This is a genomic window from Brevundimonas sp. (genome assembly GCF_016463485.1).
Taxonomy (GTDB): Bacteria; Pseudomonadota; Alphaproteobacteria; order Caulobacterales; family Caulobacteraceae; genus Brevundimonas.
The window spans coordinates 1-16,127 of record NZ_JAEMRD010000015.1; the positions used below are offsets into that span (position 1 = coordinate 1).

A 16,127-nucleotide genomic window follows, 5' to 3' on the forward strand; every position below is an offset into this window, starting at 1 on the left:
TATTCCCACTCGATTACTTGAAAGTCAAACAAGTAGTTGACGACATTAGCTATTTTGCATTGAAAGATTTACGATACCCGCCAATCAGCCGTCGGATTTGATGGCCGTTGAAAAACCTGAAGAATTAGTCAGGATCAAAAATCCGTGATGACTGTATCTTTCGAGACGTTTTGGAGCAGCTTAGGCCAAAATGACGCACCAAAGGCAGTATGGATAATTCAAATCCCAACTTACATCTCTTCGTGAGAGCATCACGGCGAGTCGTGTAAGTGCGCCTTTCTGTCCCCTCTATAACTATCGGCGGCGCTCGCGACCGGTGAACTCATTCCCAATGCGTGCTGACATCTGATAGCAGAGGGCCGCCGATCGGACGACAAACCTTTGGCGGGGAGCAGTCGGAGTGGGGTCGCGACACCATCCTAAATCTACTGCGCTCGCAAAAGACGCGATGAGAACGATACAGGACTTTCTTGACCAACTGCGTGCGCACGGCTTATCCGCCACGACCGTGGCTGTGTCGCAGACTAAAGGCGCCGGCACGGCTGCACCAACGAACTTCAACACCTGCTACCCGTCGGTGACGTACCCGCAGTGGGGCATGCTGGTGGTCCATGGTGTGCTGGCCCCCGCTGCAACTCGCAATCCTGAACGAGGAGATCGCCAGCTACGCGCCGCTGGCCCAAGCCGGCATTTCTGTCCCCCGGGTCGTTGGCGCTGCGGAAGTTTTCGCCGATTGCACTCCATGAGGCATCGCACCCGGGTTTGTGATCGAGCATGTCGACGGGCTTGGTCCGTTCAAAATGAGAACGGGCTTTCCAGCACTCCAGGCAAAAGCTCTGGCTCAGGGCAGCGTCCTCGCGCATCCACGCACCACGACTTGCACATCGGACCACCTCCTGCCAGTCCCACTTGATCGAGCCACCTGTTCTAACTCGCCTCAGGCTCGGAGCTCACAGCCATGCCTACTTCGCCCCCTACCAAGCGCCGAGGCCGCCCCAGTTCGAAGCAGGCAGCGGAGCTTACCTCAAGCATCATTTCTACCGCGCTGCTGATGTTCCTCGAACAGGGCTACGAGACGACATCCATGGACGCGGTCGCCGTCGCATGCCGAGTGTCCAAGCACACGGTCTACCGGCGTTATCCATCCAAGGCCTTGCTGTTCCAGGACGCACTGGAACTGCACACCCAAGAGCTAGTCAGCGAACTGCAAACAGCGGTGCCGCGTGACGCCGATTCGATCGAAGCGATTCGGCAGGCTGCCAAGGTGGCCTTAACGTTCGCGACGTCGCCGTCTGCGATCCAAATGTTCCGCATATGCATCGGAGCGGTAACCCGCTTTCCGGAAGTCGGGGCGCAACTCGCCTCCGTTGAGGAGCGCATTCTCGACTTTCTCGAACCTCACGTGCGGCACGCTCAGGATGAGGGTCGGATCCATCCGGGACCGTCCCGACGCATAGCGACGCATCTCTACTACGCACTGACTGGCGAAAGCTGGTCTCACGTTCTGAACGGTGCAGCGGTTCCCGAAGAGGTTCTCTCCGACGAGGCCTTCGAGGAAGCCTGGGTCATCGCCATGAGAGGTTTTGCTGTCCCAGCATAAAGGCACGACCTTGTGCTTTATTTTGACGGGATCTACGTTGGCTGAAAGGTAGCCGCGAGACACCGCCATGATGCAGCAACATTTGACGCCAGGTTCCGCTTGGATACGGCGAGCCTACGCCGCCCTCCTTATCGCGATAGGCGTGTTCCTGGCGGGTGGCGGCGGCTGGCTCGTGGGTCTAGGCGGATCACCCTACTACCTCTTGACTGGCCTTGCTGTGATCGCAAGCGGCATGCTGCTGTGGCGAGGGGATCGACGCGGCGTGTGGGTCTACGCCGCTATGCTGATCGCCACTATTGGCTGGTCGCTCTGGGAGGTCGGCTTTAATCCGTGGGGCCTCGTCCCGCGTTTGGTTGCACCAACAGTCTTGGGCCTTGGCCTCCTCGTGCCGGCCATCGGTCGACTGCCCAGTCGGGCGAACACTGCCGCGTTGCGCAGACGTTGGGCATCGCCGAAATTGGTCGCCCTCGGGGGTCTCGTGGCGGCGATCGTGCTCGGCTCAGGTCTTCATGCTCTGAAGCCGCCGGTCATCGACCCGATCTTCCAGGCAGGGACTCAGGAGAGACTTCCACAAGCAATTCCAGCGTCCGCTGGAGACGCCTCCGGCGACTGGCTCCATTGGGGCGGCGATCAGGGCGGATCGCGTTTCAGTCCGTTGGACCAACTCACGCCCGACACGGTTAGCGGGCTGAAGGTGGCCTGGACCGCTGACCTTGGTCCCGCCCCGGGGGGCAAGATGGGCAGTCTCGAAGTAACGCCGCTCAAGATCGGCGATACCCTCTATGTCTGCACCCCCTATGATACCGTCATCGCCCTCGACGCGGAGACGGGTCAGCGTCGCTGGACTCACAGCGAACAGGCGGCCGACGGGGCTGCGTCACCGGGCGTCTGCCGTGGGGTCGCCTATTATCGACTGCCCGACCCTGCGGCGACCGGCGCCTGCGTCGAACGCATACTGTGGGTGAGCCGCAAGGCCAATCTGCTCGCCCTCGACGCCCGCACCGGCGCGTTGTGCCCTGGCTTCGGCGACGACGGCAGGACCAGTCTAATGACCGGCTTGGGCGAGGTTAAGCCCGGCTACTACTACGTCAGCTCGGCCCCCCAGATCGTACGCGGCAAAATTGTTCTCGGCGGCGCCGTGATGGACGGCCAGTATTGGGGAGAGCCCTCGGGCGTGATCCGGGGTTACGACGCCGTCACCGGTCGCTTTTCCTGGGCCTATGACGTCGGCCGCCCCGGCGAGCACGGCGAACCGGAACCGGGCGAGCACTACACCCTGTCGACCCCGAACAGCTGGGCGCCGATCAGCGCTGACGAGCAACTGGGCATGGTCTATCTGCCGATGGGCAACGCCGTGCCGGACTACTACGGCGCCCAGCGGCGACCGTTCGACGAGGACATCACCTCCTCAGTTCTCGCGCTCGACGCCCAAACCGGCGAACGCCGCTGGCGCTTCCGCACTGTCCATCACGACCTGTGGGATTATGACCTCGGCTCGCAGCCGACCCTGATTGACCTTCCCCTAAACGGCCAAGTCGTTCCGGTCCTGATTCAGCCGACCAAGCGAGGAGACGTGTTCGTTCTCGATCGCCGCACTGGCCAGCCCGTTCGCGAGGTGCGCGAGCTCCCCGTCCCGCAGGGCCCCATCGCCCCCGGCGAGCGGCTGTCGCCGACCCAGCCCTTCTCGGTCGCCATGCCCTCATTCCGGGGACCGCTGATCACCGAGGCCGACATGTGGGGCGTCACCCCGCTGGACCAGATGATGTGCCGCATCAAGTTCAAGCAGGCACGCTACGAAGGCCTCTTCACCCCGCCCCAGATCGAGCGGCCCAATCTGGTCTCGCCCGGCTATCTGGGCGGCAGTGACTGGGGCAGCGTCTCGGTGGACACCGACCGCATGGTGATGATCGTAAACTCCAACCGGATGCCCAACTACGATCAACTGATCACGCGTGCGGAGGCCAACCAGCGCGGCGTGGGCATCGTCGGTGTCGATCCACACGCCAACCCGGCGCTGGCCCAGGCGATGTTGAATACCCCCGTTGCGGCTGATATCCAGCCCTTCCTCGGCGTGCTGAAGACGCCGTGCAACGCTCCGCCATGGGGTCTGATCACCGCGGTCGATCTTCGCTCCGGCAAGGTCATCTGGAACCGGCCCCTCGGAACGGCGCGAGACAGCGGGCCGATGGGGATCGCGTCCCAACTGCCAATCACGATGGGCCTGCCCAACGTCGGCGGCTCGGTGGTTACGCGCGGCGGCCTCGTCTTCATCGCCGCCGTTCAGGAGCGCACCTTCCGCGCCATCGACATTCGGAACGGTCAGGAAGTCTGGAGCGCTCGCCTTCCCGCCGGCGGCCAGGCCAACCCGATGACCTATCGGTCAAACGCCAGCGGACGCCAGTTTGTCGTGCTCGCCTCGGGGGGCCACGTGCCAATGGGCACCAAGTTGGGCACGTCGCTCATCGCCTACGCCCTGCCCGAGAATGGCGAGTGACCTCTCTGTCTGTTCTGACGCGCCCAGGGCTCGATGAACCGGCCTGGTCCAATCCAGCTTACTGGAGCCTTTCATGACTGACACCCCGATCCGCGTCGGATTCATCGGCCTTAACCCCGGCGCCCACTGGGCCGCCACAGCCCATATTCCTGCGCTGAAGGCCTTGCCAGACAGTTATGAAGTGGTCGGCGTCGCCAACACCAGCTTGGCCAGCGCCAGGAACGCCGCCGACGCCTTCGGCCTGCCGCATGCGTTCGAGAACGCGCAGGCGCTGGTGAATTCGCCCGCGATCGACCTTGTCGTCGTCACGGTCAAAGTCCCGCATCACCGCGAACTGGTGACGGCGGCGCTGAACGCCGGCAAGCACGTCTATTGCGAATGGCCGTTGGGCAACGGTCTTGCCGAGGCGAAGGATCTGGCTGACCTGGCCGAGGCGAAGGGCGTGGTGGCCGCTGTCGGTACCCAGATGCGCGTCGCCCCGGAGGTCGAATACCTCCGCCAACTCATCGCTGACGGCTATGTCGGCGAGGTGCTCTCGACGACCTTGGTGGGCAGCGGCGGCCAGTGGACTGCAGAGACTGACGCCGCCCATGCCTACCTTCATGAGAGAAACAACGGCGCCACCCTGCTCAGCATTCCGCTGGGCCACACGCTGGCGGGTGTTCACGAAGTGCTGGGCGGTTTCAGCGACCTGGCCGCGCGCATGATCAATCGCCGAACCACAACTCGTGTTACCGATACGAACGAGACGATTCCCATGACTTCACATGATCAGGTCCTGGTGCAGGGCCTGCTTGAAAGCGGCGCGGCGGTCTCGATCCACTATCGCGGGGGCCTGTCGAGAGGAACCAACCTGTTGTGGGAGATCAACGGCACGCAAGGCGACCTCCAGGTGACGGGCGTGACCGGCCATGCGCAGATCGTCCAGCTGTCGATCCGGGGGGCCAACGGCGAAACGAGCGAAATGGCGCCGCTGACGCCGCCTGCCTCGGCCTATGACGGCTGGCCGGACAATTCGGTCGCCCGCAATGTCGCCCACCTCTACGCCTTGATCGCCCAGGACATCCGATCAGGCACGCGCACGGCGCCCAGCTTTCGCGACGCCGTAGCCTTACATGAGACGCTCGACGCCATCGAGCGGTCCGCAGCTCGGAATAGTCACTGGCATGGTCGCTCGAACGTTCCGCCTGCAGCGCTCCGCACGCCCGTCGAATGCTGACTTGCCAGGTCGCCGGCAGATGATCCACGAGCTGACGACACCGGGCAGGTCCTGGCTTTTGGCCGATGATCCTGCAGCATCTTCCGATCCAGCGTCAGATCCGCCACAATGCGTATTAGCCAGCCGTTCTCGTCCCCAAGCTGCTTCAGCCGCCCCATCTCCGATGGCGTCCGGTTAGCGTACGTCTTGCGCCAGACATAGAACGTCATTTCGGAAATCCCGGCCTTGCGATAGATTTCGCCGACCGTGGCGCCTTCGTCTGCCTACCGCAGGATCAAGGCCACCTGGGCCTCGCTGAACTTCGACCGCTTCATCGTCTCTCCTCGTTCGAAGGCCCAGGGGCAAAACGAGAAAATTGTAGCGCAGACTGGTCCAGTTTTTCAGGGGCAGGTCATGTGAGAACAGATCGGCGAGCATCGGGAAAGCAGGGTTCGATCGTCGTCATCCGGATCAGAAGCCCTGGAACGTCACATGCTCGGTCAGCGGCACGCGCTCGCGCTGGAAGCCGTTTGCCGGCGCTTTGGGATCACGCTGGCCGATGGCCAGGCCACAGAACAGCAGCGTATCGTCGGAGAGCCCGAGCTGATCTTTGATCGTGCGACCGTACATGCCAAGGACTTCCAATGGACAGGTGTCCAGGCCCTCGCCGCGCGCCAGCAGCATGATCGTCTGCAGCCACATGCCCATATCGGACCATTGCGCGGACTTCATCATCTTGGGGAAATGACACAGCAGCAGTACCGGCGCATCGAACGCCCGAACGTTGCGCCTCCCCCAAGCCGCACGCCCTTCGGCGTCGTCGCGCGCGATGCCGTTCGCGGCATGCATCGCTGATGCAAACGTCGTCAGTCTCGACTTGTACTTGTCCACCTGCCCAGGTGCCGCAAAATCATACTCCTGAGGATCGTCGGGCAGGCTGGCCATTAAGCGCTCCCTGAGCGCCGTGAGCGGTGCGCCCGTCAGCACCGTCGCTTCCCAAGGCTGGAAATTGCAGCCGGACGGCGCCCAGCGCGCCTGCTCCATGACATGCCTGATCGTATCAAACGGGATGGGCTCGTCCGTAAAAGCACGGATCGATCGCCGGCTGGCGACGGCTTCGGCAACGGTCATCGTAGGCGCCTCGTGGCGAGGTTCGGCCGCGATCGGCGAGGGTCGGTCTTCGAGGTTTAATATCATCCGGTTTTTCCACATCGATAGGGAGATTGAAAAGATCAGGCGGTCTGCAAGCTCGGCTCTGTCGGGTCGGCGATCGGCACGGCCGGACGTCCCAACTGGTCGAGCTCCTCGCGAAGATTGTCCGCCCGCTGTTCGGTCATCCGGCATGCCGAGGCAATCCGGTCGGGCACTGCCCAGACGGCGTTCTGCAGTGCAGCTCCTGCAGGCGTCAGTTCCACGAGAACGCGCCGTTCATCCTGCGAGTCACGCTTCCGGGTAACCTGGCCGAGCTGTTCCATCCGTTTGAGCAGCGGCGTGATCGTGCCGGTGTCCATCCCGAGCCTGGCGCCCAGTTCACCCACGGAGCGCGAGACACTGTCAAGCAGTTCGACGATCACCAGATATTGCGGAAAGGTCAGCCCGAGCGGCTCGAGCAACGGCTTATGCATCCGCACCATTCGGCTTGCGGCGCCATACAGCGCGAACGACAGCTGTTTATCGACCTGCCGCCGGGAAGAGCTTTTCCGAACCATGCCGGTTCTCTAGCAGGCCTGTATCTTGCACACTAGATAGTCCGAGCGGTCGACTAATCTGATGAGTTCTCCGCATGCAGACTTCTTTGCGAAAATAGCTAAGCTCAGGCAGAGGTCGTTGATAGACGGGAATCTATCCCGATCTGGTCCCGAAGCCCGAGGTGGTCGCGCAGGGTAGCGCCGCGGTATTCGGCCGGCCGTAGACCGCGGCGGCGCAGGATGGGGACGACCTGATCCACAAAGTCATCAATGCCGTCCTGCTGGCTGTCTGGGACGATGGTGAAGCCATCGCAGACGCCTGCCCCGAACCACTGCTGCAGAAGATCGGCCGCGTCCTCAGGCGTGCCCACCAGACCGGGATTGGGATCAAAGACGCCGTGAGCGATGATGTCGCGCGGGGACCAGCCCTCCCGCGCGAGTTTGACGGCCTTGGCCGCAGGGGGAGCAGCAGCGTGTGCCTGTATCTCGTCCACCTGTCCCGCGGTCAGTGGCGCGTCGGCCCGCTCGGCATCGAGGCGAACCCCGAGCATCATGGACAGACGGGACAAACTTGGCGCCAGGCCGGCGCGCTCGTCCAAGGTGCGTCGACGGTCCAACGCCTGACGCTTCGTGGCGCCCAACCCGAAGCTCATGAACGGCACGAACTTCATCTCGTCCGCATCGCGGCCCGCCCGTACGGCCGAGGTCCGGACGATATCCCGCTGGGTGCGGCTCTCCTCAATCGTCCTCGGCATGGCCAGGATGCCATTGGCATACATTCCGGCCGCCTGAAGCCCGCGGCCGCTTGCCAGCGGCATGAAGATGACCGGCTGCCCCTGTTCCGAAGGCGGGATCTGAAGCGGCCCACGCGCGCCGACATGTCGCCCCTGCAGGTTGACCGGCCTGATATGCGCCATGTCCGCAAACCTGCCTGCCTGCGGATCAGGCAGTCCGGCCTCGCGCGCCCAACTGCCCCACAGCGCCTGCGTGATCTGGATCACCTCGTGTAGACGCTCGTATTTCTCGTCACCCGAAGGCACCGGGCGTCCATGGTTGGCAAACGCCTCGGGCTCATAGCTGGGGATGGCATTCCAACCGGCCCGGCCATGGCTCATCACATCAAGCGCCCTGAACTGGCGCGCCAGGGTATAGGGCTCATTGACCGAGGTCGATGCTGAGGCGACCAAGCCGATACGTCGGGTCTCCCGGGCTACTGCCGCAAGGACGAGCAACGGCTCCATCGTGAACATGGGTGGGGCGGCCAACAGATCCCCGTGCAGGAAGACGCGGTCCGGGAAGAACACGAAATCGAGCCCCCCCCTTTCGCCTGCGCGGGCGCCGCGCACCTGCACGTCGACGTTCGTGTATGCTAGGGGGTCAACCCCGGGCATGCGCCACGCGCCGGGGTGGACGCCATAACTTTCGCCGAGCGCCAGGCCCAAGATCATCGGTGTGTCGCTCATGTGAACTCTCAGCCTAGCCGGGGGTCAATACCGCACTGGCCAGGGACGCGGTCAGATAGCAGATGCCGGCCACGCACATCAAAACGCCGATGGCGCACGGCAGATGACTGAGCGCCAGATCAGTACACCGATCAGCAGGCAGGCGGCGCCCAAGAAGATCAAGGCGATGTTGATAGGCGCCGGCTGGGGCTCCGTTGGACGCCAGCGGAAGGATCATGAACCGGAACAGCTTGCTGACTCCCTCTACCGAAAGCGAGGCGAGGTTTAGCAGGAACAACAGGGCGAGCCCCGCCCGGCGTGGCACAACAGCATGGACTCGACCCGGAACTGCACAACGGCGCTGAGGGGACGACAAGCGCGGCTACGCAGGGACTGGCATTTGAACCGAAGAAGGAGAGGGTCTCGTCAACCCACAGGGCTCCCAAGGCCCATGCCGACTAATTTAATCCGACGGAACTAGGCGGGCCTCATCCAGTTGGCCGGTCGGCTCCACTTGTGCGAAGCGACCCGATCCGAACCACTCGCCAAGAGTAATATTCACCTCTTCCAACTGCTTGGCTAAGGTCGCAGCTCTGGCTTCCAGTGCGTCGCGCAAGTCAGCAAGCCGCTCGCGGTCAGAACGTACGCAATCCAGTATTAAGCGAATCTCGGAAACAGGCACGTCAAGCCTGCGCATAAGAACGATCGCGGTGGCTACGTCACACTGGTGGGGAGAAAAAAGCCTCTTGCCGGCGGCTGTCCGAGCCGGCCTCAGGAGGCCTACCTCTTCGTAGTAGCGTAGCGCTCTGCAACTGGCCCCGGTCAGCGTCGATAAGCGCGAGATGCTAGTGAGAGCCAACGTGATGGACGACGTTGTTATGCGGTTCGGCAAAAGGCCGGGATCTATAACCATAGGCTGTTCAGACATTTGGGAGATTTCGGAGCGCGAGTATTTATCAGGCATCCGTAAGAAATCTTCGGAGTTGCGGGCAACCACCGCAGTTCAAGCCCAGCTTTCAAAAATGCTGGCAACGTTCAAACGACGCATCGGAACGCTCTCGCCGGTAGAGACTGGTGTTGCCGAAAAGCGGGGCGCTGGCATGGCCTGAAGGACACCGTCCACTTCTTGATAGACGCCCCGGGCGACCATGTGGGGGTGGGTCGAGGCCTCCAGAGGATCAAGCACTGGGGCGAAGCAGGCGTCGGTCCCTTCGAGCAGGTTGCACCACTCTTCCCGAGTTTTGCCCGCGAATACCTCGCTAAACCGCTGCCTTAGATCCGGCCATCTCGTCCTGTCTGCGGCAATATCCAGATCAGGGTCCGCAGTCAGCCCAAGTTTATCCAGCAGTAGAGCGTAGAATTTGGGTTCGACCGACCCCAAGGAAACAAAATGCCCATCCAGACATCGATATGTTGCATACCAGTGCGGGCCATCCAGTAGGCTTTCGCCGCGTTGCTCGACAAACTGCCCTGCGGCTCGAAGGCTCAGAAGGAGATTGGTCATATGTGCGCTTCCGTCAACGATGGCGGCATCGACAATCTGGCCCTTTCCGGTCGTCTTGGCGTTTGTTACAGCAGCCAATACTCCGACAGCGAGATAGAGGGCGCCGCCCCCGATATCGCCAATCAGACTTGGGGGCGCCATCGGCGCGTCGCCGGCCTGTCCGGAATACCAAAGCGCCCCGGAGAGTGCGATGTAGTTGATGTCATGACCCGCGGCCTGCGACAGCGGACCAGTCTGACCCCAGCCCGTCATTCGACCATAAACCAGCCGAGCGTTTCGCTGGATGCAAACTTCCGGCCCCAAACCAAGCCTTTCCATGACGCCGGGGCGCATACCTTCAATCAAAGCGTCGCAATTCTCAATTAACTTGAGAAAAGTTCCAACATCTTGATCCGATTTCAGATCGAGCGTTGTCATTCGCTTTCCGCGGTTGATGATTGTGTCAGGTGCCAGCTTAAATCCATCAGAACTGGATGGAGGGCGGTCGACCACAACGACGTCTGCACCCAAGTCGGCCAAGAGCATTCCGCAGAACGGTGCCGGGCCGATGCCGGCCACTTCGATCACGCGAAGACCGGCAAGTGGACCAAATGTCATTTCGCTAACTCTGCTTGCGCAACCGCCATCCGAGCTGACGGCGGAATGCGGGTTACGGCTACGCCGGACAAGGCGTCTCTCCTTCGGCACAACAATGCTAAAAAGATTGCCAAGCTATCGCCACGAGCGCTAGTTCATTATTGTATGTTCCTATTCCATCGGGGAATGAAAAATGTTGGACTCTCGGCTCAAACACGCCGTTTCCGTCGGGAAATTGAGTTCTTTTTCCCGGGCGGCGGAAGCCTGTGGCCTGTCCCAGTCTGCCGTTAGCAAGAGCGTCGCAGACCTCGAGCGCCAACTCGGATACTTGCTTTTTCATCGCACGTCACGCTCGGTCATGATGACGGAGGAGGGTCGAGAGTTCATTGACCGAGCCGCTCGTCTGCTCGCTGACAGCGCAGAGCTACTGGGCGGTGTCGATCAAAATGCAAACCCCTACGCTGGCCCTCTGCGGGTTGGGCTATTTCCAGGCTCGCTTGATGGATTGCTGACTGACCCCTTGATTCGCCTGCTACGTCGCCACACCGACGTACGATTTGAAATCGTGGTCGGAGATAGCGAAAGAGGAACGCGACTACTCTCCCGCGGCGATATCGACATTGCCTTTGGGCTAGAGGCCGCGTTGTCCATATGGCCTGAATTCAAGTGCGAGCGCGTCGCCACGATCGAAATCGTACCCTTCGTCAGGCTTGGCCATCCGCTTTTATCCCAGGGTCCCGTAGGCAGAGATGCATTGGTTGAATACCCATTCATCGTTCCTTCCTCTTCGGAACCGTACACTTCCATTATTGAACAGTTGTACGAAGACGCAGGCCAGCGACCAGGAAGCAAAATTCACGTGACCGATCAGTTTTCGCACGTGCGCCAGATTGTGGCGTCGTCACAGGCCATAGGTATGATCGCCCGGCAGTTTACAGCGAAGCCTTGGTTTGACCAAGGCTTCGCCACCCTGGAGGACACTGAGATTCTTGACCCGCTGACACTTTGCTATGCCGTTCGAAAACGCTGGCCTGTAAAGCCTGCTGCGCGCGCGCTCGTTGGCTACATCCGTCAAGATTGGACCGGTCAGTCAGGGTAAGTCTTTTTGCGCGAACGAGTGCGCTGACCTGGCGGTCAACGCACTCAAACTCCGCTAGAATCGCGCTGCGACTTCAGCGCCGAACACACGGCCTCGATTCAATGGCGACAGGCTAGCTCCCACACCACCAAATGCCGCTGACAACGGGGTGTCGCCACCGATCGTCACTTCATCAAGCAGATTTCGTCCGTAGACCGACAAACGCCAGTTCGCACCGGTATTGAGCGTCAAACTAGCGTCGACCATCTCGGATTCATCCAGAAATCCGACATTATTGTCCGTGAACGCAGAGCCGTCACGGTATGTGTAGTTTACCCTGGCCGTGACCGTACCCCACGATCCTGCGTCGCGGTCATAGGTCAGCCCCGCACCGTAGGTCCAAGGCGACAGGCGAGGCAGCTCTAAAGCCAGATCGGTGCTGTTCACTACACCATCGCCGGTGAGATCAAATCGGACATCAGTGTATTCGCCGTCCGTGTAACCCAACTGCGCGGTAAGCACCAGACTTGAAAGCAGCAAGAACTGCCCTTCGGCCTCGACGCCATTAAATTCCGCATCGGCCGTGTTGCGAATGACCTGGCTGACGCCCAGGGGGCCCGGAACAATAATCTCCCGCTGGAGGTCGTTCACAGTGTTGTGGAAAATAGCGATATTGGCACGGTGCGGACCGATCTGCTTTTTGGCTCCGATTTCGAAGCTGTCCTGCGTTTCCTGGTCAAACGGACCGGGCGGCACCGCAGGATCGGTGTTTCGCAAATTGTAGCCGCCGCTGCGGAATCCCCGCGTGTACAGCCCGTAGATTTGCGTGTCCTCGTCCGGTTCCCATTGCAGACCAATCTTGGGAGTAAAGCCTTCCCAACTCGCATTGTCAGCGAAGTTGACAGCGCACGTTACGGTGTCAAGATTACATTGGTCGGCACCAAGCGTCCCGACTGCGGCCTCTTTTCTCTCCCAAGTATAGCGGCCGCCGAGGTTGATCGTAAGCTTGTCAGTCAGATGCCAGTCGGTCGACACAAAGACACCCCACGTCGTTTGGTCTTGGGTGCCGCCACCAGAAATGACACGGGTTCCACCGAGCAATTCTCGTAACTCGGCGTAGTTGAGGTCCTGCGTGAAATAATAAAGTCCGCTGGTGACCTCGAAGTCGCCGAATGTACCAGCGTAACGTAATTCGTTGCTGAACTGGGATTGGTCGATACTGAAGTATGCGTGGAAGAACGAAAGCGGCGTTCCGTCAAGGTCCCCTGCCGATCGCGAGCTGAACTGCCGATAGCCGGCGATGTTAGTTAGCACGCCATCGCCAAACCCAACGTCAAGATTGGTTTCGAAGATCGCCTGATTCCAGTCCGCCTTATAGAAACCCGGAAAATTGATCGAAATATCGAAGGTACTGTTGCGCGGAAAGATGGCATGGCTCTGAAACGGGGGGCCATCGGCATCGACCTCCCCGTGCTCGTAGCGAAGATCCATTCGAAGACTGTCGCTGGCTTGGAAAGACAGAGCGGGTCGGATTATCAAGTTTTTCGATTTGCCGAATTGGCTGTCGGTGAAGCTATTATGGAAATAGCCGTCGTCCTCGCTGTAGTAGACAGCCAGTTTCATCGCGAGAACATCGTCGACGATGGGGCCTGTCAGCGTCGCGCTAGCGGTAACCTTGGGTCCCGACTCGATGGACGCCTCGGCGTTGGCACGCCTGTCAAAGCTCGGGCGTGTCGTACGAACGACTACCGCCCCGCCCGTGACGTTTCGTCCGAACAACAGACCTTGCGGCCCGCGGAGGATCTCGACGCCCTCAAGGTCGAAATTGTCTAGAACAACGCCGGCATTGATGCCGAGATAAATGCCGTCTACAAAAACGCCGACGGTCGGGTCGATCGATGGAATGGTGCTGTTGATGCCCAGGCCACGGATCGTAAAGTTGGCATATCCTGGTGCCGTACCTACGTCCTCGAGCTGAACGTTAGGAACTTCGTAGCTGAGGCCTTGAAGGTCTTGCACGAATTTGGCATCCAGTTGCGCAGCACCGAACGCCGTGATCGCCATCGGCACGTCCTGCACGTTTTCGCCGTATCCCCTCTTGGTTGCGGTGACGATGATCTCATCAAGAAGCGAAGCCGTCGAACCCGTGGACTCCTGTGGGGGGGCGGTGGCAACCTCTTGTGCGACGGACGATCCGGCACAGAAAAGCGCCGCCGATGCCAGTAAGAATGTTTTCATAGAACAGCTCCCTAAGTTTTTTTTGTTCGATATTTTTTGGAAAGTTCTGGCCCAGCGTCCAATGCAAAATTCGACCCACTTATTCCTAGCCCTCATCACGAAGAGCGGTTGTAGGTGGGCGATTGATTGAAGCGACGTGGAAATCCGACGAATGACGCTTCATGTCTTTCTGAATCGAGTACTAGGCCTTCAGAGCTCTTGAGATGGCCTCTAGGCTAGCGTCGAGGTCTGTAGGGTGTTCGGCGTCAGTGAAATCAGTCACGCTGTCCCACTCACGCGCAACATCTTCGATCGAGAACGATGTGCTGGACCCGAAACAGTGACCCAGCGAACGCTCCCAGCGAAGCTTGGCGATATAGCCAGCCCCTACTTCGAACAGGCCCTTGGTTTCCGTGCATCGATCGTGCGCCAGCCAGCCCACCAACGGACTGATCGCCTCCGGTCGAAGGTTATCGAGAAACTCGGGAGAGAAGGCCGTTGCGGTCATGCGCGACGCTGCGATCGGGGCGATGGTGTTGACCAGGATGTTCTTCGAGCGACCTTCTTGCGCCAACGCATTGGCTAGGCCCAGAATGCCGAGCTTGGCCGCTGCGTAGTTCGCCTGGCCGAAGTTGCCGTAAATCGCCGCAGCCGAGGTCGTCATGACGACGCGGCCATAGCCCTTGTCACGCAGGATCGGCCAAGCCGCCTGCGTCACCGATCGTGATCCGTTCAGGTGCACGTTCTGGACAAGAGACCAGTCGCTCTCGGTCATTTTATGAAACGAGACGTCGCGCAGGATGCCGGCATTGTTGATGACCACGTCGACGGTCCCGAAGGCATCGACGGCCGTCTGAACGATGCTCGCACCGTCAGTCACCGAGGCGTGACTCGCCACCGCTTCGCCGCCGAGCTTGCGGATTTCTTCAACGACCTTGTCGGCGGCGTCTGCGGCCTGCCCGTTGCCCTTTTCATCTCCACCCAGATCATTGACGACAACCTTGGCGCCGCGTGAGCCGAACATCAGCGCGTGCTGTCGGCCCAGGCCGCCACCCGCACCCGTAACAATCACGACCTTTCCATCGAAACGAAGAGTTGAAATCATAATCCGTCCTTCTTGCGCCATCGCGCGAGGGCCACGTCGACCGAGTGCAAAAAAATCGTCTGCCGTACCGACTATCGAAATGCCTGGATGCCGGTCAGCGACCGCGAGATGATCAGCTTCTGAATTTCAGTCGTGCCATCCGGGATCGGGCAGATGATCGCCTCTCTAACAAGACGCTCCACAATGAAATCCTTGGTTACGCCATTGCCGCCGTGGATTTGAAGCGCGTCACGCGTCGCCTCAACCGCCATCTCAGTGGCGTACCATTTTGCCATTGCGCATGCCGTATCCCCGCGCTTTCCGGCATCGACCATCATGATCGCGCGATAGGTCAGAAGGCGCGCAGCATCGATCTTCGTCGCCATGGACGCGATCTTGTCGGCGACAAGTTGGTGGCCAGCGATTTTTTTCCCGTGCTGGGTTCGCTCGCGCGCATAAGCGATGGCTTCGTCCATCGCTCGTCTCGCGATTCCGATGCTCCACATCGCCATATGGCAGCGAGCAATCTCGAAGACCTGGAGGGTGTTGCGCAGGCCGTCACCGACGCGGCCGAGCGTGTTGGCCACCGGCACGCGGCAATCTGCCAGAAATATCTGCGCCGTCGACTGGCCATTAAGTGCCATTTTTCGAATATCGCGGACCTCATATCCACTTTCCTCGCGGTCGATCAGAATATGCGAGACTTCGCCCTCACCTGTCTTGCAGGTGCAAATCAGAAGGTCGGAATAGGCACCATTGGTAATCCAGGTCTTTTCGCCATTGATCACCCAGTAATCGCCATCGCGAACCGCACGCGTGGCGACCGCGGCGACATCAGATCCGACATCCGGTTCGGAAATGCCCATGGCAATGAACTTTTCGCCCCTAATGACGTCGGCTAGATAACGCTCTTTGATTTCCTCCGACGCGAAACGCCGCACCAGATCGGCGCCGACCGCGTTGATGAAGCCCGGGATCGCTACGTCGAGCGATGAGTAGACGACCTCTTCAAACACCAGCAGATGAGTCAGCCAACCCATTTCGAAACCGCCCCATTCGGCAGCCTGCGGCGCGGTGATATGGCCGTAATCGGTCAGCGCCTGCGTCCATTTTTTCATGAGCGGCTTTGGAATGAACCCTTCGCCATGCTTGCGGATTTCAGGTTCGAGGTCAGTGTCGAGAAAACGGCGTATATTCTCCACCGTCATCCGCTGCTCGTCGGACATATCAAGGTTCATGCGGGTAT

The 16,127-nt window shown here is 60.3% G+C and carries 13 protein-coding genes and 1 pseudogene; 4 read left to right on the forward strand and 10 right to left on the reverse strand.

Annotation, left to right across the window (positions count from 1 at the left end; all coding sequences use genetic code 11):
• Window positions 1–958: 958 nt before the first annotated feature.
• From JHC99_RS04150 to JHC99_RS04160, 3 genes are all read left to right on the forward strand, one after another.
• On the forward strand, window positions 959–1,600 hold the full coding sequence (locus JHC99_RS04150) for a TetR/AcrR family transcriptional regulator (RefSeq protein WP_292152199.1): 642 nt from the start codon (window positions 959–961) through the stop codon (window positions 1,598–1,600).
• A 70-nt stretch (window positions 1,601–1,670) separates the two neighbouring features.
• Entirely contained in the window at window positions 1,671–4,094 is a 2,424-nt protein-coding gene (locus tag JHC99_RS04155) for a membrane-bound PQQ-dependent dehydrogenase, glucose/quinate/shikimate family (protein ID WP_292152229.1), read from the forward strand.
• 73 nt (window positions 4,095–4,167) lie between these two features.
• Complete coding sequence (locus JHC99_RS04160) at window positions 4,168–5,313, forward strand: Gfo/Idh/MocA family oxidoreductase (RefSeq protein ID WP_292152200.1); 1,146 nt, start codon at window positions 4,168–4,170, stop codon at window positions 5,311–5,313.
• Here JHC99_RS04160 and JHC99_RS18740 read toward each other — a convergent pair.
• The 7 genes and pseudogenes from JHC99_RS18740 to JHC99_RS04185 all read right to left on the reverse strand — a co-directional run.
• A pseudogene (locus tag JHC99_RS18740) lies at window positions 5,253–5,561 on the reverse strand (IS3 family transposase); the annotation flags it as partial. The gene JHC99_RS04160 and the pseudogene JHC99_RS18740 overlap by 61 nt on opposite strands.
• Before the next feature lie 202 nt (window positions 5,562–5,763).
• Entirely contained in the window at window positions 5,764–6,423 is a 660-nt protein-coding gene (locus JHC99_RS04165) for a nitroreductase (RefSeq protein WP_292152201.1), read from the reverse strand.
• A gap of 101 nt (window positions 6,424–6,524) precedes the next feature.
• Window positions 6,525–7,001, reverse strand: a complete 477-nt coding sequence (locus JHC99_RS04170; RefSeq protein WP_292152202.1) for a MarR family winged helix-turn-helix transcriptional regulator — start codon at window positions 6,999–7,001, stop codon at window positions 6,525–6,527.
• Window positions 7,002–7,105: 104 nt separating this feature from the next.
• Window positions 7,106–8,443, reverse strand: a complete 1,338-nt coding sequence (locus tag JHC99_RS04175) for an NtaA/DmoA family FMN-dependent monooxygenase (RefSeq protein ID WP_292152203.1) — start codon at window positions 8,441–8,443, stop codon at window positions 7,106–7,108.
• A gap of 13 nt (window positions 8,444–8,456) precedes the next feature.
• Entirely contained in the window at window positions 8,457–8,720 is a 264-nt protein-coding gene (locus JHC99_RS04180; protein ID WP_292152204.1) for a hypothetical protein, read from the reverse strand.
• Between the two features lie 165 nt (window positions 8,721–8,885).
• Window positions 8,886–9,386 (reverse strand): MerR family transcriptional regulator, encoded by a 501-nt coding sequence (locus JHC99_RS18745; RefSeq protein ID WP_366927706.1) that lies wholly within the window; start codon window positions 9,384–9,386, stop codon window positions 8,886–8,888.
• A gap of 39 nt (window positions 9,387–9,425) precedes the next feature.
• Window positions 9,426–10,523, reverse strand: a complete 1,098-nt coding sequence (locus tag JHC99_RS04185; protein WP_292152205.1) for a CaiB/BaiF CoA-transferase family protein — start codon at window positions 10,521–10,523, stop codon at window positions 9,426–9,428.
• Window positions 10,524–10,695: 172 nt separating this feature from the next.
• Here JHC99_RS04185 and JHC99_RS04190 point away from each other — a divergent pair, with 172 nt between their 5' ends.
• Window positions 10,696–11,601 (forward strand): LysR family transcriptional regulator, encoded by a 906-nt coding sequence (locus JHC99_RS04190; protein ID WP_292152206.1) that lies wholly within the window; start codon window positions 10,696–10,698, stop codon window positions 11,599–11,601.
• A 54-nt stretch (window positions 11,602–11,655) separates the two neighbouring features.
• Here the strand turns inward: JHC99_RS04190 and JHC99_RS04195 are convergent, their stop codons facing one another.
• The 3 genes from JHC99_RS04195 to JHC99_RS04205 all read right to left on the reverse strand — a co-directional run bounded on the left by JHC99_RS04195 (window position 11,656) and on the right by JHC99_RS04205 (window position 16,119).
• Window positions 11,656–13,818 carry a TonB-dependent receptor gene (locus JHC99_RS04195; protein WP_292152207.1) on the reverse strand — a complete coding sequence of 721 codons (2,163 nt, stop codon included), beginning with the start codon at window positions 13,816–13,818 and terminating at the stop codon, window positions 11,656–11,658.
• A gap of 181 nt (window positions 13,819–13,999) precedes the next feature.
• A complete protein-coding gene (locus tag JHC99_RS04200; protein WP_292152208.1) occupies window positions 14,000–14,902 on the reverse strand; it encodes an SDR family oxidoreductase in 903 nt (300 codons plus the stop codon).
• A gap of 71 nt (window positions 14,903–14,973) precedes the next feature.
• The gene (locus JHC99_RS04205; RefSeq protein WP_292152209.1) at window positions 14,974–16,119 is read right to left on the reverse strand and encodes an acyl-CoA dehydrogenase family protein; all 1,146 of its coding nucleotides are present in this window, start codon (window positions 16,117–16,119) and stop codon (window positions 14,974–14,976) included.
• Window positions 16,120–16,127: the final 8 nt, after the last annotated feature.

Excerpts from the sequence above, each read along its gene's own strand:
- JHC99_RS04150 (WP_292152199.1), top strand. The coding sequence starts at position 959 with ATGCCTACTTCGCCCCCTACCAAGCGCCGAGGCCGCCCCAGTTCGAAG.
- JHC99_RS04155 (WP_292152229.1), top strand. The coding sequence starts at position 1,671 with ATGCAGCAACATTTGACGCCAGGTTCCGCTTGGATACGGCGAGCCTAC.
- JHC99_RS04160 (WP_292152200.1), top strand. The coding sequence starts at position 4,168 with ATGACTGACACCCCGATCCGCGTCGGATTCATCGGCCTTAACCCCGGC.
- JHC99_RS04165 (WP_292152201.1), bottom strand. The coding sequence starts at position 6,423 with ATGACCGTTGCCGAAGCCGTCGCCAGCCGGCGATCGATCCGTGCTTTT.
- JHC99_RS04170 (WP_292152202.1), bottom strand. The coding sequence starts at position 7,001 with ATGGTTCGGAAAAGCTCTTCCCGGCGGCAGGTCGATAAACAGCTGTCG.
- JHC99_RS04175 (WP_292152203.1), bottom strand. The coding sequence starts at position 8,443 with ATGAGCGACACACCGATGATCTTGGGCCTGGCGCTCGGCGAAAGTTAT.
- JHC99_RS18745 (WP_366927706.1), bottom strand. The coding sequence starts at position 9,386 with ATGCCTGATAAATACTCGCGCTCCGAAATCTCCCAAATGTCTGAACAG.
- JHC99_RS04185 (WP_292152205.1), bottom strand. The coding sequence starts at position 10,523 with ATGACATTTGGTCCACTTGCCGGTCTTCGCGTGATCGAAGTGGCCGGC.
- JHC99_RS04190 (WP_292152206.1), top strand. The coding sequence starts at position 10,696 with ATGTTGGACTCTCGGCTCAAACACGCCGTTTCCGTCGGGAAATTGAGT.
- JHC99_RS04195 (WP_292152207.1), bottom strand. The coding sequence starts at position 13,818 with ATGAAAACATTCTTACTGGCATCGGCGGCGCTTTTCTGTGCCGGATCG.
- JHC99_RS04200 (WP_292152208.1), bottom strand. The coding sequence starts at position 14,902 with ATGATTTCAACTCTTCGTTTCGATGGAAAGGTCGTGATTGTTACGGGT.
- JHC99_RS04205 (WP_292152209.1), bottom strand. The coding sequence starts at position 16,119 with ATGAACCTTGATATGTCCGACGAGCAGCGGATGACGGTGGAGAATATA.